The 15,142-nt window shown below is 67.3% G+C and carries 13 protein-coding genes and 1 pseudogene; 2 read left to right on the top strand and 12 right to left on the bottom strand.

Annotated features, from left to right (window positions below):
- The 8 genes and pseudogenes from AC1DD3_RS07435 to AC1DD3_RS07400 form a co-directional block, all read right to left on the bottom strand.
- A partial coding sequence (locus AC1DD3_RS07435; protein WP_476881346.1) for an ABC transporter substrate-binding protein occupies positions 1-443 on the bottom strand: 443 nt, incomplete at its 3' end.
- 145 nt (positions 444-588) lie between these two features.
- A pseudogene (locus AC1DD3_RS07430) lies at positions 589-1,911 on the bottom strand (aminotransferase class III-fold pyridoxal phosphate-dependent enzyme); the annotation flags it as partial.
- Between the two features lie 88 nt (positions 1,912-1,999).
- Complete coding sequence (locus AC1DD3_RS07425) at positions 2,000-3,166, bottom strand: RtcB family protein (protein ID WP_230121510.1); 1,167 nt, start codon at positions 3,164-3,166, stop codon at positions 2,000-2,002.
- Positions 3,167-3,406: 240 nt separating this feature from the next.
- Entirely contained in the window at positions 3,407-4,828 is a 1,422-nt protein-coding gene (locus tag AC1DD3_RS07420) for a sulfate adenylyltransferase subunit 1 (protein ID WP_230121225.1), read from the bottom strand.
- Positions 4,828-5,775: a sulfate adenylyltransferase subunit CysD gene (gene cysD, locus AC1DD3_RS07415; RefSeq protein WP_230121224.1), complete on the bottom strand. Its 948-nt coding sequence runs from the start codon at positions 5,773-5,775 to the stop codon at positions 4,828-4,830. The genes AC1DD3_RS07420 and cysD overlap by 1 nt, the downstream gene beginning before the upstream one ends.
- The gene (locus tag AC1DD3_RS07410) at positions 5,772-6,497 is read right to left on the bottom strand and encodes a phosphoadenylyl-sulfate reductase (RefSeq protein ID WP_230121227.1); all 726 of its coding nucleotides are present in this window, start codon (positions 6,495-6,497) and stop codon (positions 5,772-5,774) included. The genes cysD and AC1DD3_RS07410 overlap by 4 nt, the downstream gene beginning before the upstream one ends.
- Before the next feature lie 77 nt (positions 6,498-6,574).
- A complete protein-coding gene (locus AC1DD3_RS07405; RefSeq protein ID WP_230121223.1) occupies positions 6,575-8,314 on the bottom strand; it encodes a nitrite/sulfite reductase in 1,740 nt (579 codons plus the stop codon).
- Positions 8,315-8,507: 193 nt separating this feature from the next.
- Positions 8,508-9,272 carry a sirohydrochlorin chelatase gene (locus AC1DD3_RS07400; RefSeq protein WP_230121222.1) on the bottom strand — a complete coding sequence of 255 codons (765 nt, stop codon included), beginning with the start codon at positions 9,270-9,272 and terminating at the stop codon, positions 8,508-8,510.
- Positions 9,273-9,332: 60 nt separating this feature from the next.
- On the opposite strand from AC1DD3_RS07400, the gene AC1DD3_RS07395 reads away from it, so the two are divergent.
- Positions 9,333-10,004 carry a trimeric intracellular cation channel family protein gene (locus AC1DD3_RS07395; RefSeq protein ID WP_230121221.1) on the top strand — a complete coding sequence of 224 codons (672 nt, stop codon included), beginning with the start codon at positions 9,333-9,335 and terminating at the stop codon, positions 10,002-10,004.
- Positions 10,005-10,018: 14 nt separating this feature from the next.
- Positions 10,019-10,441 (top strand): hypothetical protein, encoded by a 423-nt coding sequence (locus AC1DD3_RS07390; RefSeq protein WP_230121220.1) that lies wholly within the window; start codon positions 10,019-10,021, stop codon positions 10,439-10,441.
- 182 nt (positions 10,442-10,623) lie between these two features.
- On the opposite strand, the gene AC1DD3_RS07385 is transcribed toward AC1DD3_RS07390, so the two are convergent.
- The 4 genes from AC1DD3_RS07385 to AC1DD3_RS07370 form a co-directional block, all read right to left on the bottom strand.
- Positions 10,624-11,481 (bottom strand): DUF559 domain-containing protein, encoded by an 858-nt coding sequence (locus AC1DD3_RS07385; protein WP_476881345.1) that lies wholly within the window; start codon positions 11,479-11,481, stop codon positions 10,624-10,626.
- A 384-nt stretch (positions 11,482-11,865) separates the two neighbouring features.
- On the bottom strand, positions 11,866-12,966 hold the full coding sequence (locus AC1DD3_RS07380; protein ID WP_230121218.1) for a polyprenyl synthetase family protein: 1,101 nt from the start codon (positions 12,964-12,966) through the stop codon (positions 11,866-11,868).
- A gap of 9 nt (positions 12,967-12,975) precedes the next feature.
- On the bottom strand, positions 12,976-14,322 hold the full coding sequence (locus tag AC1DD3_RS07375; RefSeq protein ID WP_476881344.1) for a geranylgeranyl reductase family protein: 1,347 nt from the start codon (positions 14,320-14,322) through the stop codon (positions 12,976-12,978).
- Between the two features lie 4 nt (positions 14,323-14,326).
- Positions 14,327-15,103: a demethylmenaquinone methyltransferase gene (locus tag AC1DD3_RS07370; protein ID WP_230121216.1), complete on the bottom strand. Its 777-nt coding sequence runs from the start codon at positions 15,101-15,103 to the stop codon at positions 14,327-14,329.
- Positions 15,104-15,142 lie beyond the last annotated feature (39 nt).

The following is a 15,142-nucleotide window of genomic DNA, read 5'->3' as shown; positions in this document are numbered from 1 at the left end:
GAGGCTGCCCCGGCGATGATGCTGATGGATTCGCCCTTGCTCTTGACGAACGAGTTGATGGCCGGGTTCGGGCCGATGTAGGTCGCGTCGATGGCCCCGGCGTTGAGCGCCTCGATGGCCGCCGGGCCGGCGTTGAACACCTGCGTGGAGAGTTTGGTGCTGCCCAGGTTGTCCTTGATAAAGCCCTGATTGACGCCCACCAGGGCAGCGGCGTGCGTGATGTTGCCGAAGTAACCCAGCTTGAGCTCATGGGCGGGTCCACTGGGGGCCGCTGGCGCAGCCGACGCGTTGGAATCCCGCGATACGGCAGAGGCAACAATGGCGCCCACACTGATCAGCAGGACCAAACCAAGGGCCAGGGCGATCTCCAGGGCACGCCTGCGCTGGGGCCCCTGGCTCTCGCCGGCCTCAATGCGGGTCATGCCCGGCCTGGAACTAGTCATGAATTCACCATAGGGAGTGTCATAAACAGGGTTCAATGGGCCGGAAACGGGGGGTCACGCGCGTTCATCTAGCGTCACATTCGGACGGGGGCCAGCCTTCGCACCTGACCATCCTCCGCTGCCCGTCCTTTCGGTGGACCCAGGCCTAAGACAGATAGCCGTCGGCCGCAGCCAGGGCGTCGTCCAGGATGGCGAGGCCCGCGGCGGCGTCGGCGTCGTTCACGTTTAGGGGAGGAGCGACATTGACGCGGTTGCCCATAGTCAGCGGCAACAGACCCCGATCCAGGCACGCCTTGACGAAGGAGACCATCGGCGCGTTCGCCGCGCCAGTGGCTCCTGTCGGCACGAGCGGGTCTCTGGTCAGCCGGTCGCGGACGAGTTCGACGGTCCAGAGGCCGCCGATGCCGCGAACATCCCCGACACACTCATGCTTCGCCGCAAGCTCACGGAGTCCTGGCCCAAGGACGTCCGCGCCGAGGCGTGCTGCTGCAGCGACGGTGCCCTCCTCGTGCATCGCGTTGATGGCGCCGACGGCTGCTGCGCAGGCGAGTGGGTGGCCGCTGTACGTCATGCCCGCGGGGTAGGGGCGTTTGGTGAACATCTCGTAGATCGCGTCGCCGACCAGCACGCCGCCCAGCGGCACGTACCCGGAGTTCACTCCCTTCGCGAACGCCATCAGGTCGGGTGCCACGCCATCGTGGTCGACGCCGAACCAGGCTCCCGTGCGGCCGAAGCCGACCATCACCTCGTCCGCGATGTAAACGATGCCGTGGCGGTCACACAGGTTGCGGACCCCACGCAGGTAACCGGTTGGCGGCACGATGACGCCCGAGCTGCCGATCACAGATTCCAGGACCAACCCGGCGATCGTCGAGGGGCCCTCCAGGAGGATCACCTGCTCGAGGTGGGCGAGCGCCCGCTCGGACTCTTCCTCCGGGGTCCTCGACCCGAACGCCGACCGGTACAGGAAAGGACCGAAGAAGTGGACGGCACCCGCCGCCCCGGTGTCCGAGGCCCAGCGGCGCGGGTCGCCGGTGAGGTGGATCGATGCCGCCGTTGAGCCATGGTAGGAGCGGTAGGCGGCGAGCACCTTCGGTCGTCCCGTGTAAAGGCGCGCCATTCGAACCGCATGCTCGATGGCCTCTGTTCCGCCGGTGGTGAACAGCACGTGCCCGAGGCCCTCCGGCGCGACCTCCACAATCAGCCGCGCCGCCTCGCTCCGGACGTCGGACGCGTGGCTGGGCGCAAGCGTGCACAGACGGTCGGCTTGCTCCTTGATCGCAGCGACGATGCGCGGATGTTGGTGACCGAGGTTGGTGAACACCAGTTGCGAGCTGAAATCCAGGTAGCGCCGTCCATTGGCGTCGACGACATAGCTGCCGGAGCCACCGACAAACGTAGGCACATCGCGCGGCCCCTGCACCGCCCAGGGGTGGAAGACCAGTTCGTCGAGATTCATGACATCCTCCGTTGCTTCAGTGCCGGAATGTTCACCCCTACTGCTTCACCTTGGCACCGCCTTGCAGCAGCGTCCAGAGCACCCCGACGGTGCAGGTTCAGTCGCCCTTGACGTTGACCAGTTGCCGCAGCTTGTGCCTTACCTTGACGAGATCAGCGGAGTCGCGCATGACCTGGTCTATCGGCTTGTAGGCCGCCGGGATCTCGTCGATAAACGCCTCGGTGGCCCGGAATTCAATCCCGTGCATGGCCTCCTTCAGTTCCGCCAGGGTGAAGGTCTTGCGGGCCGCGTTCCGGGAGTATTCGCGGCCGGCGCCGTGCGGTGAGGAATTCAGCGACACGGGGTTGCCCAGGCCTTCCACGACATAGGAGGCAGTGCCCATGGAGCCCGGGATCAGGCCCGGGTCCCCCGCCTCGGCCTTGATGGCCCCTTTGCGCGACACCCAGACGGACTTGCCGTAATGGGTTTCCTGCGCAGTGAAGTTGTGGTGGCAGTTGATCCGTTCGCTTTCATGCACCCTGCCGCCCACCCAGGTGCCGAACTGCGTGATCACCCGGTCCATCATTTCCTCACGGTTCAGCAGGGCGAAGTGCTGGGCCCACCGCAGTTCCTTGATGTACCGGGTGAACTCGGGGGTGCCCTCCTCCAGGGAAGCCAGGTCCGGGTCCGGCAGCGTGATCCGCTTCTCTCTGCTGAACCGCTGCGCCACCCCAATATGGTGCTGCGCGATCTTGTTGCCAACGCCGCGCGAGCCCGAATGCAGGAACAGCCAGACGGCGTCTGTCTCATCCACGCACACCTCGATGAAGTGGTTGCCCGAACCCAGCGAGCCGAGCTGCAACTCCCACTTGGCCACGTACTGGCCGGGATCAAAACCCGCCTTGGCCGCCAGCCTCCCCAGCTCAGCGACGCGGGGTTCGGCAGTGGCCAGGACTTTCCGGTTGTTGTGGCCTGCGGACAGTGGAATGACACGCTCAATGTCCTCGCGCAGCCGCCTCCGGTCCCGGGGCAGTTCCTTCAGCGAGTACTGCGTCCTGACCGCGATCATGCCGCAGCCGATGTCCACTCCCACGGCAGCCGGCATGATCGCGCCCAGTGTGGGAATGACGGACCCCACCGTGGCGCCCTTGCCGAGGTGCGCGTCCGGCATCAGAGCCAGGTGCGGGTAGATGAACGGCAGCCGGGACGTGGCGAGGGCCTGCTCACGCGTCTTGTCATCCAGGATCGAGGCCCAGTTGATGAGCCTGCTATTGATGGTTTCCACGGCTTCCCCTCCGCTGGATGAAACAGGCCGGCTGCGGCCAGGATCCGGCAGGATTCGGAGAAACTATTGCCCACGGACGGGGCTGAGTCAAGGGATTCCCGCACGCGGCCCACGGGCAGGGCCGGTCCTGCGGGGCAGGTCCTGCGGGCAGGCACGCGGGGCGGGGCCGGTCCTGGGGGGCGGGCACAGAGAAGGCCCCGGTCCGGATAATTCCCGGGCCGGGGCCTCAGTCAATGCGAATCAGATGCTGTAGCGCTCGTCCTCGTGGTCTCCCGGGTGGTCGTTGACCAGTCCGGCAGCCAGCGTATTGCCGTCCAGCGGGTCGATCACCAGGAACGCACCCGTGCGGCGGTGGTGCAGGTAGTTCTCCAGCGGCAGCGGGGCGGCGAGCCGGAGCTGCGCGTGGCCGATGTCGTTGAGCTCCAGGCTGGACGCGCCCTCAAGCTTGAAGGTGGCGAGATCCAGCTTGCCGCTGACGCTGCGGACCAGGGCCTGCACGGTGCGCGTGCCGTGCTTGACCAGCACCTTGGCACCCTCGCGGAGCGGCTTCGGGGACAGCCAGCAGAGCGCGGCGTACAGGTCAGCCGAGCTTTCGCGGACAGTGCCTGCGGCGGCGATCGTGTCACCGCGGGCGACGTCGAACTCGTCGGCCAGGCGGATCGCCACGGACTGCGGCGCGACGGCTTCGTCCAGTTCGGCACCGGCGAAGTCGATGCCCGTCACCGTGGTGGTGCGGGGGTCCTGGCCGGGGGTCAGCACGCTGACCTTGTCCCCCACCTTGACCGAGCCCTCGGTGATCTGCCCGGCGTAAGCGCGGTAGTCGCGGTACATCTCCACGTCGAGTCCGCCGGCAACCGCGTCGGGTGCCAGCGCACCCTGCGGCCGGACCACCAGCTGCACCGGGAAGCGGAAACTTTCCAGGTGGCTTTCCAGCTCGTCGGCGGCGGGCAGGGTCTCAAGCACCTCGAGCAGTGCCGGGCCGGTGTACCAGGGGGTGCGCTCCGAGCGCTCCACCACGTTGTCGCCGTCGAGCGCGGAAACCGGAACCACCAGCAGGTCGGTGATGCCGTCAGCGCCGAGGCCGAGCTCCCGGCCCACCTTCTGCACGTCGGCTTCGATCTCGCGGAACACGCTTTCGCTGAAGTCCACCAGGTCGATCTTGTTCACGGCCACGATCACGTGGGCTACGCGCAGCAGCTGCAGCACGGACAGGTGCCGGCGGGTCTGCTCCAGGACACCCTTGCGGGCGTCAATGAGTACGACGACGGCATCCGCAGTGGACGCGCCGGTCACCGTGTTCTTGGTGTACTGCACGTGCCCGGGGCAGTCCGCGAGGATGAAGCTGCGGCGGTCCGTGGCGAAGTAGCGGTAGGCGACGTCGATGGTGATGCCCTGCTCGCGTTCGGCGCGCAGGCCGTCGGTCAGGAGTGCCAGGTCAATGCCGCCGGCCGAGCCGCCAAAGCCACGGTCCGCAGAGGTCCGGGCAACGGCGTCGAGCTGGTCGGCGAGGATCGCCTTGGAGTCGTGGAGGAGGCGGCCCACCAGGGTGGACTTGCCGTCGTCGACCGATCCGGCGGTGGCGAAGCGGAACAGCGAGGCGTGGGCGAGGGGTGCCTCGTCAAGAAGGGCCGCCGCGCGGGCTGTATCGATTTCGGTGCTCATTAGAAATAGCCATCCTTCTTGCGGTCTTCCATGGCGGCCTCGGAGATGCGGTCATCTGCACGGGTGGCGCCACGTTCGGTGATGGTGGAGGCGGCAACTTCGATGACGACGTCGCGCACGGTGGCGGCAGCTGACTCAACAGCGCCGGTGCAGGACATGTCGCCCACAGTGCGGTAGCGGACGGTCTTGGTGATGACTTCCTCATCGGGGCGGGGCTGGGACACTTCGCCCACTGCGCGCCACATGCCGTCGCGGGCAAAGACCTCGCGGTCGTGGGCGTAGTACAGGCCGGGCAGCTCGATGTTTTCGCGCTCGATGTAGCGCCACACGTCCAGCTCGGTCCAGTTGCTGATGGGGAACGCGCGGACGTGCTGGCCAACGGTGTGCCGGCCGTTGTAGAGGTTCCACAGCTCGGGGCGCTGGTTGCGCGGATCCCACTGTCCGAATTCGTCGCGGAGGCTCAGGATGCGCTCCTTGGCGCGGGCCTTGTCCTCGTCGCGGCGGCCGCCACCGAAGACGGCGTCGAACTTGTTGGACTGGATGGCGTCCAGCAGCGGGACGGTCTGCAGCGGGTTGCGGGTGCCGTCGGCACGCTCGGCCAGTTCGCCGCGGTCGATGAACTCCTGGACAGAGCCGACAACCAGCTTCAGGCCGAGGCGCTCAACGGTGCGGTCGCGGAAGTCGATGACCTCGGGGAAGTTATGGCCTGTGTCGACGTGCAGGACCGGGAAGGGAACCTTGCCAGGCCAGAAGGCCTTGGTGGCGAGGTGCAGCATCACCACGGAGTCCTTGCCGCCGGAGAACAGCAGCGCAGGCTTCTCGAACTCGGCGACGACTTCGCGGATGATATGGATTGCCTCGGACTCGAGGGTGTCCAGGCTGGAGAGGCGCGTGGAGGCTGCGACGTCAGTCACCTGGGTGGGCTCCTCAGTTAAGAAAGTGCTCATACGTGTAGTCCGCATTCTGTCTTGTTGGTTCCTGCCCAGCGGCCGGCGCGGGGGTCATCGCCGGGTGCCACCTTGCGGGTGCAGGGCTGGCAGCCGATCGACGGGTAGCCCTGGGAGAGGAGCGGGTTGACGGGAAGGAGGTTGTCATCGGAGTACTGGACCAGCTGGTCGAACGTCCAGGCCGCAACCGGGTTGACCTTGACCAGGCCGTTGGCTTCGTCCCACGTCACCAGGGGGGTGTTGGTGCGCGTGGGGGCCTCGTCGCGGCGGACGCCGGTGAACCAGAGCTCGTAGCCGGCGAGGGTGCGGCGCAGCGGAGCCACCTTGCGGAGGGCGCAGCACTGGGCGGCGTCGCGGGCAAAGAGGTCCTTGCCCAGGAGCCGGTCCTGCTGCTCCACCGTGTTCTCCGGGAGCACGTCCACCACGTTGACGCGGAGGTTGGCGGCCACCTCGTCACGCGTGGCATAGGTTTCCGGGAAGTGGTAACCGGTCTCGAGGAAAAGAACGTCGACGCCGGGAAGCTGGTCCGCCACAAGCGCCGGCAGAACGGCGTCGGCCATCGAGCAGGCCACGGCCACGGCGGGCAAGTCGAAGTTGCGCTCAACCCAGGCGATCACGTCGCGGGCCGGGGCGTCCCAGCCCAGCTCGGCGGCGCCGGCCTCGGCCAGTGCCTTGAGCTCCTCGACGGAGCGCTTGGCCGGGGTTTCAACCGGCTCAACCACGGGGTCAATCCCAAAAGAGGGGCCACGGCCGCCGGGGTCCCCGGCCGAGCTTGCGAGGTTGGGGAGTGGCTGGGGATTCACTGAAGTGCCTCTTCGTCTGCCGCGTGGGCCCATTCGGCGAACGTCTGGCCTTCGGCGCGCTCGGCCACGAACTTGCGGACAACCCGCTCCACGTAGTCCGGCAGGTCCGCGACGTAGACCTTCAGGCCGCGGACGGTACGTCCGAGGCCGGCCTCTTCGCGGTCCGACGAAGCCAGCCCGCCGCCCAGGTGGACCTGGAAACCCGGGGAGGGGTCGCCGTCGGGCGTGGGAAGCATCATGCCCTTGAGCCCGATGTCCGCGGTCTGGATGCGGGCGCAGGAGTTGGGGCAGCCGTTGATGTGCAGGGACAAGGCATTCGGCAGCTGTCCGCTGTCTGCAAGGTCCGCGAGGCGGCGTTCCAGCTCGGCGATCGCAGTGGCTGCGGTGACCTTCGTTTCCACGATGGCCAGCTTGCAGTACTCGATGCCGGTGCAGGCAATGGTGCCGCGGCGGAAAACGGACGGCCGGGCGGAGAGGCCCAGGGTGTCGAGCTCGGCGACCAGCGGTTCCACCTCGTCCTTGGGCACGTCCAGCACAACGAGCTTCTGGTGCGGCGTGGTGCGCAGGCGGTAGGAGCCGCGGGCCTCGAGGGTGTCCGCGAGCTTCACCAGCTGCGCGCCGGAGAGGCGGCCTGCAATAGGGGTGGCGCCGATGAAGAACTTGCCGTCCTTCTGCTCGTGCACGCCCACGTGGTCGCCCGGCGTGGCCGGCTTGGGTGCGGCGGGGCCGTCGGCGAGCTTGTAGCCTAGGTATTCGTCCTCGAGGATCTGGCGGAACTTCTCGGGTCCCCAGTCGGCCATGAGGAACTTCAGGCGGGCCTTGGTGCGCATGCGGCGGTAGCCGTAGTCGCGGAAGATGCTGGTGACGCCGAGCCATACGTCGGCAGCCTGCTCGGGCGTGACGAACGCGCCGAGGCGCTTGCCCAGCATGGGGTTGGTGGACAGTGCGCCGCCGGCCCAGAGGTCGTAGCCGATGCCGAGTTCGGGGTGCTTGACGCCCACCAGGGCGAAGTCATTGATCTCGTGCACCACGTCCTGGCTGGGGTGGCCCGTGATGGCGGTCTTGTACTTGCGCGGCAGGTTGGACAGGATCGGGTTGCCGATGAACCGCTCGCTCAGCTCGGCGATGAGCGGGGTGGGGTCGATGATCTCGTCCTTGGCGATGCCGGCCACCGGCGAACCCAGGATGACGCGGGGGACGTCGCCGCAGGCTTCCGTAGTGGACAGGCCGACGCCTTCGAGCCGGTTCCAGATCTCAGGGATGTCCTCGACCCGGATCCAGTGCAGCTGGATGTTCTGGCGGTCGGTGAGGTCCGCGGAATCGCGGGCGAACTCTACCGAGATGTTGCCGATCACGCGCAGCTGCTCGGTGGTGAGCGCGCCGCCGTCGATCCTCACGCGGAGCATGAAGTACTTGTCTTCGAGCTCGTGCGGCTCAAGCGTGGCGGTCTTGCCGCCGTCGATCCCGGGCTTGCGCTGGGTGTACAGGCCCCACCAGCGGAAGCGGCCGTGCAGGTCCTGGCCCGGGATGGAGTCGAAGCCGTCCTTGGAATAGATCGACTCGATACGCTCGCGGACGTTGAGGCCGTCGTCTTCCTGCTTCCAGGTTTCGTTGGCGTTCAGCGGCGTGGTTCCGTCCACCTTCCACTGGCCGTGAGGCTTTGCGGCGGGGCGGGAGGCACGGGCTGGGCGCGCGGGCTTGTCCGTGGCCGCTCCGGCTAGAGCTGTATCAGTCATGCATCGACTGTAGGGCCGCCCGGAAACCCGTCACAAAGGCCCCGGAAACGCTAAGTCACCTAGGGAAACATTTCGTCATGAATCGCCGAAGGGCCTTGAACAGCCGTCCCGCCTGTGCTTCGGGCTCGCGGCGGAATCACCCCTGCGAAACCAGCCCTGCGGGGCGTCAGGCCGGAACGTCAGTGCCGGGGCGTCAGGCCGGAGCGTGCTGCGCCGCAAGCGCCGCGTCGTAACGCTCCAGCGCGATCTCGGCGAGCACAGGCGACGGCAGCAGCGGTTCCGTCACCAGGTCCGCCCCGGCCTTGGCGAGCTGGTCATGGAAGAAGCCCGGCGCCAGGAGGTACGACGCAATGACCACGCGGCCACCCAGATCCACTGCCCCGGCGGACTCCCCCGCCCCGGCACCGCCCGAGGCCTCCTCGCGGAGCATGGCGACGGCATCGGGGACTGACGGCTTGGCGGAGGCGCCGTAAGCGGGCAGGATCCGGTTGGAGCGCAGCGCGCGGAGCTGGCCGGCGAGCTCCTCAACGCTGAGCGCGGCGTTGGGGTTCGAGGAGCCTGCGGCGGCGAGGACGATCGCGTCGTTGTCGGTGACGCCGGCCTCGCGGAGGCGCTGGTCCAGCAGCGCTGCCAGTCGCGGGTCCGGGCCCAGGGGCGCTGCCGCGATGCTGCCGGGCCGGCTCTTGACGGCCCGCGCGATGTCCACCTTCACGTGATAGCCCACGCTGAGCAGGAGCGGGACCACCACGGCGGAGGGGCCGGCCGATCCGCCGTCGGGGTCCTCAGGAAGTCCGGCCACCACGTCCACAAGATCGGGCTGCTGGACGTCCACATAGGCCTCACGGACGTCGAGTCCCGGGCGGAGCGCCGCGATGCCGCCGCGGAGGGCGTTGACCTCGGCAGCTCCCTGCGCGTTGGACGTCCCGTGGGCACAGGCGATCATGATCGGGCTATTCATAGGGGCTAGCGTAACGTTGGAGCCGCACTGTCCGCCCCTTGAAATAAGCCGGGACGCTCCATGACATTCCCTTTTGACATCGCCCTGGTATGGCTGGACTTGGCCGGTATCTTCTTCTTCGCCGTCTCTGGATCGCTGCTTGCGGCGCGGAAACAGTTCGACATCATCGGTTCCCTCCTCCTCGCGTCCATTGTTTCGCTCGGTGGCGGCGTGATTCGCGACATCATCCTCAACACCGGTCCGCCGGCTGCCTTCACCAACCCGGCCTACCTGGCGCCTCCTGTGCTGGCCACCGTGCTGGTGTACTTCCTGTTCTCCAGCGTCCAGCGCTTCACCTCCCTCCTGATCCTGTTCGACGCCGGCGGCCTGGCCCTGTTCTGCATCACCGGCACGCTCAAGGCACTGTCCTCCGGGATGAATCCGGTTGCGGCCGTCCTACTCGGCGTTACGACGGCGGTGGGCGGGGGCCTGCTGCGCGACATCACCGCCAATGAGGTGCCCCAGCTGTTCGACCCCAAGGACATCTATGCTCTCCCGGCCTTCACCGGTGCCGCGCTGACCACCGTGCTCTGGGTTTCGGGGGCCTTCAATGCGGTGACCGCGTGTGCCGTGGCGGCCGTGGTGTTCGCCTTCCGCGTGGCTGCCTGGCGCCGTTCGTGGCACGCTCCGCTGGCCGTCCGGGGGTGGCACCGGCTGGGGCTGGACTCGGGAAATTCTAGGGGCCGGGATTAGCTAGGATAAGAGCCATGACTGACATGTTCCTCGAGAAGTTCCGCGCGCTTGTTCCGAAGTATCTCGAAGACGAATGGCAGGAAGAAGACGGGCTTCCCGACGCGGAGCTCGACGCGGAGCTCGCCGAACATCAGTTCACCATCCCCCTGGTGCTGCGCGAGTTTTACCTGGCCCTCGGCGGGTGCGAGGACCTCATGGAGGCCTACCACTACTTCTGGGACCCCGAGGAACTCGAGGTTGACGACGAAGGCTTCCTCATGTTCCTCGAGGACGAGGAGGAAAACTTCACCTGGGGCTTCCGCATCGGCGACCTCAGCGTCCCGGATCCCATCGTGTACCGCCGCAACAACGCCCGCGGCCAGTGGAAGAGCGAGGAAGGCACCTTCTCGGAGTTCGTCTTCGACATGTTCGACTGGGCGTTCAACGACGAGGACTGAGGCTCCGCCTCCGCCGGCGCTTCCTACTCCGCCGCCCTCCTGACCTCGAATGACGGTCTGGTGGCAACAACACGCCGTGGCACCTGCGTGTCTCCGAGGACGGACCGGCAAAGAAGGTCACGACGGCGGCACCCCCTCGGGCGCGGCGGGTCACCAGCCGGGCGGGTCACCAGCCGGGCGGGTCACCAGCCGGGGGCGAACCAGCCAGGCGCGAACCGGCCCAGGGCTCGGAGCCGGAGCACCGCCTGGACCTGCTCCACCACGGCCGTGGGGTGGTGCACCACATCGTCGTAGTAGTAGCGCAGGGTGAGGTGGCCGCCAAGCATTCCAACATTGTTCCTGCGATGGTCCTTCTTGACCTGCCGCGGCTCAAAATGCGAGGAGCCGTCCAGCTCCACCACGACACATTCCTCCACCAGGCAGTCCACCTCGCCCACGCCTGGCAGGATGACATGCATCCGGACGCGGAGGCCCGCCCCGACGAAGTGGGTGTGGGCCAGGATTTCCAGCACCGAATCTGCCCTCGGAATGAGCAGGTCCAACACGGCGCGGGCCCTCCCGTTCCTGTTACCGGCAAGCTTTTTCCTGAGGAACGCTGCCGAGATCTGGCCGCTGCCAGTGGCGGACTGCACCAGCACCAGTGCATCCAGCTCCGGCAGGCACCTCAGCGCGTGGAGAAGCACGTCTGCCAGGCCGGCCACAGGATAGGCCGGATGCGGGGCATGAGTGCAGGGCGCGTGGTCAACGACACCCGCCTTGGGAACGCCGTTCCCGCAGCTCAGGTGGAATGCTGCCTCCGGACGCAACGTCCACAGGTTGTAGAAGCGCGCTGCCGAGATGCACGTCAGCCGGGCGTTGGCGCGAAAGGCGGCCAGGACGCCGTCGTCCGCGTTGCGCGTCGCGTAGACGCCGCGAAATGGACGATACAGCTGGCCGGCGCGGACCGCACTGTCGAGCTGGAGACGCCGGAAGCCGGCCTGCAGGAGATCACTGCGCTTGACCGCCCCACCCCTGTGCCGGACAAATCCGAGAAGCTCCATGGAGCCATCGTGGCCAAGGTCCGCGGCGCCGGCTACCGACCGGTGGAACTATGTGGACAATCCCTGGCTGCCGCTCCCGACCTGCTTTCACGCCCGATCGGTCGCGGCGCGCCACCTCGCCGGCGTGTCCCGGGCCCCCACCGTCCGAACAGGGTCACGACGGGAGCAGCAAGACCGTGACAGGCTGGTTAACAGCGGATTTGATGTTTATGACAAAGCTGTCATAGACTCATTCACGGATCCACTAAACGCCTCCGGTGGATCTGATGCGAACGGAGAAACGGCCCCGGTTCCTGGCAGTGTGGCGCTGCAGGGAACCGGGGCCGTTCCGTTTAAGCCCGTGTGGCCAAGCCCTTGTAGCCAAGCCTGTAGCCGGGGACGGAGCTAGCTCGCGCGGTCCACCACGGCCCGGGCGAAGCTGGTCAGCGAGTCCTTCACCACGCCCTCCGGCAGAGGGGCCAGGGCAGCAATCGCTTCGTCCGCCCAGGCCCGGGCAACAACCCACGACTCGGCGGTCACGGGGTGCTCGCGGAGGCCGGCAACAGCTTCGGCGAGTGCCTCGTCCGAGGTGAGGTCGCCGTCGATCAGTTTGAGAAGTTCGACGGCGGACTGGTCGCCATTCGTCGCAGCGCTGCGCAGCAGCAGCACCGGGAGGGTGGGAACGCCTTCGCGCAGGTCCGTTCCCGGGGACTTGCCGGACTTCACCTTGATGCCCGTGACGTCGATGACGTCGTCGGCCAGCTGGAAGGCCACGCCCACCTTTTCGCCATACTCAACCAGGAGCTCCTCGTAGGCTTCGTCGGCACCTGCGAAGATCGCGCCGAGCTGGCCGGAGGCAGCCACGAGCGAGCCGGTCTTGTCCGCGATGACCGAGAGGTAGTGCTCCACCGGGTCCTCGTCGGGGCGCGGGCCAACGGTTTCGTGCAGCTGGCCCAGGCACAGCCGTTCAAAGGTGCGGGCCTGGATTCCCAGTGCGCGCGAGCCCAACTCGGACACCAGGATCGACGCACGGGCGAAGATGAGGTCGCCGGTCAGGACGGCCACCGAGTTGCCCCAGACCTCGTGTGCCGTGGGGGCGCCGCGGCGGAAGGGTGCCGAGTCCATGACGTCGTCGTGGTACAGCGTGGCCAGGTGGGTCAGTTCCACCACCACCGCGGCCTGCACCACGGCGGGCAGCGAGGCGTCACCAAGGTGGGCGCAGAGCAGGGTCAGCAGGGGGCGGATGCGCTTGCCGCCGGCTTCCACGAGGTGGCGCGACGTTGCGTCAGCCAGCGGATCCGAGTTGGCGATGGCTTCGCGGAGTTTCTTCTCCACGCGCGCCAGGTTGTTGGTGATCGCAGGCCCGAGTTCGGGGTCCCCCGCAATGGCCGCGAAGCCTGCCGGCAGCTGCAGTCCGGTGGCGATGGCGGTGGTGTTGAGGCTGGGTTCGGACGTCGGCAGGCCATGCCCGGCGTGCGTCCAGCTGTGGTTCGCGGAGTTGGTCACGGGTTAACCCTAACTTTTTGTTGCGGAAACCGCTGATTTGAGGCCGGACGGCGGCTGGACAGACGAATTGGACGTGGCCGGCACCAGCAGCTCCAGCACCCGGATCACCCGGTCCTCGAAGCCCTTGGCGGACGGGTCGGTCAGGTTGGCCAGCAGCCGGACCACGAAGCGCATCAGCACGGGGAAGGGCATCCCGGTCCGCAGGGCGAGCTTCATCACCGCGGGCTTGCCGATCAGCGCGGCAAATGCGCGCCCCAGCGTGAAGTGCGATCCCCACTGTTCCCGCACATAGTCCGCATACCCCGCGAGGCGGGCATCGGCGTCGGACGCGTTCCAGCCGCCGGAAGCGGGCCGGCTGGAAGCCAACCGAGACGCGTCGATGATGAACTCGGCCGCGAAGCGGGCGGACTCCATGGCGTAGGAGATGCCCTCGCCGTTGAACGGGGACACCATGCCGCCGGCGTCGCCGAGCAGCAGCAGGCCGGGCGAGTAGTGCGGCGTGCGGTTAAAGCCCATCGGCAGCGCGGCGCCGCGGATCTCGCCCACCTGGTTTTCGGGCGTGAAGCCCCACTCGGCAGGCATGCCGGCAGTCCACTCACGGAGCACCTGCTTATAGTCGAGCTTGCCGAATTCCTTGGACGAGTTGAGGATGCCGAGGCCCACGTTGGAGGTGCCGTCGCCCACGCCGAACACCCAGCCATAGCCGGGCAGGAGCTTGCCGTCGCGGCCGGGAAGCTCCAGCCACCCCTCCATCCAGTCGTCGTCGTGGCGCGGCGACGTGAAGTAGGTGCGCACCGCGACTCCGAGCGGGCGGTCATCGCGCTTTTGGATGCCGAGCGACACGGCGGTGCGGGTGGAGTTGCCGTCCGCGGCGAGCACGACGTCGGCGGTAAAGTCGCGCGTCTCCCCCGTCTTGCGCCCGGACTCGTCCAAGAGCGCTGCGCGGACGCCGCTGACGCGGCCGTCCTCGCTGCGGAGCGCTTCGGTGACGCTGTGGCGTTCGAGCACCACGGCGCCCGCGGCCTGCGCGTGCCGGGCCAGCTCCTCGTCGAAACCGAGGCGGGTACGGATCAGGCCATACTGCGGAAAGTCGGACACCTCGGGCCAGGGAAGTTCGATGGAGCGGCCGCCGGCGAGGAGGCGCAGGCCCTTGTTGCGGCGCCAGCCGTCCTCTTCAGGGTGCGGCAGGCCGAGCTTCTGGATCTCCCGGACGGCCCGCGGAGTGAGGCCATCGCCACACACCTTTTCCCGCGGGAAGCTGGTTTTTTCGAGGACCGTGACATCCACGCCGGCCTTGGCGAGGTAATACGCAGCGGTGGATCCGGCCGGGCCTGCGCCGACAATCAGTACGTTCACGGTGTCAACGGGCGCCGCGCGGGATGTTGCGGCGCAGCTTGGCCACCGGCCCGGTGTGGGCGGCGATTGCGGCAGCCCCGCCGTCGGCCAGCGGCTTGTGCGCGCGGTGCACCGCCACGATTCCGCCGCTGAGGTTGCGGTAGGTCACGTCTTCCCAACCGGATTCCTGCAGCCACGCGGCGAGGTGGTCCTGGTCCGGCCAGGCGCGGATGGATTCAGCGAGGTACACGTAGGCGTCCGGGTTGGAGGACACCTTGACAGCGATGGCAGGCAGCGCACGCATGAGGTATTCGGTGTACATCGTGCGCCACAGCGGCACCACCGGCTGGGAGAACTCGGCGATGACCACCTTGCCGCCAGGCTTGGTCACCCGGAGCATCTCGGCCAGGGCCTTCTTGGGCTCGTTGACGTTGCGCAGGCCGAAGGAGATGGTGCTGGCGTCGAAGGTGTTGTCCGCGAACGGCAGGTTGGTGGCGTCACCGGCGATGAAGTCGATGTCCGGGCGGCGGCGCTTGCCCACCTTGAGCATCCCGAGGGAGAAATCGCAGGCCACCACATCTATGCCTGCATCGGCATATGGCTCGCTGGACGTGCCTGTTCCGGCGGCCAGGTCCAGCACGCGCTGGCCTGCCCTCACATCCATGGCTTCCACCACAACCTTGCGCCAGCGGCGGGTCTGCCCCATAGAGAGGACATCGTTAACGACGTCGTATTTAGCTGCGACGTCGTCAAACATCGTGGCTACTTCGTCCGGACGCTTATCCAAGGATGCTCGGTTCACCCTGACAATCTACCTGAATCTACCGTTTTGTATTTGCCG

The sequence above is a fragment of the Arthrobacter sp. 05T444 genome, from assembly GCF_056395905.1.
This window is presented reverse-complemented; position numbering and strand designations above follow the sequence as displayed.

Excerpts from the sequence above, each read along its gene's own strand:
- AC1DD3_RS07400 (WP_230121222.1), bottom strand. The coding sequence starts at position 9,272 with ATGAATAGCCCGATCATGATCGCCTGTGCCCACGGGACGTCCAACGCG.
- AC1DD3_RS07420 (WP_230121225.1), bottom strand. The coding sequence starts at position 4,828 with ATGAGCACCGAAATCGATACAGCCCGCGCGGCGGCCCTTCTTGACGAG.
- AC1DD3_RS07405 (WP_230121223.1), bottom strand. The coding sequence starts at position 8,314 with ATGACTGATACAGCTCTAGCCGGAGCGGCCACGGACAAGCCCGCGCGC.
- AC1DD3_RS07395 (WP_230121221.1), top strand. The coding sequence starts at position 9,333 with ATGACATTCCCTTTTGACATCGCCCTGGTATGGCTGGACTTGGCCGGT.
- AC1DD3_RS07385 (WP_476881345.1), bottom strand. The coding sequence starts at position 11,481 with ATGGAGCTTCTCGGATTTGTCCGGCACAGGGGTGGGGCGGTCAAGCGC.
- AC1DD3_RS07390 (WP_230121220.1), top strand. The coding sequence starts at position 10,019 with ATGACTGACATGTTCCTCGAGAAGTTCCGCGCGCTTGTTCCGAAGTAT.
- cysD (WP_230121224.1), bottom strand. The coding sequence starts at position 5,775 with ATGAGCACTTTCTTAACTGAGGAGCCCACCCAGGTGACTGACGTCGCA.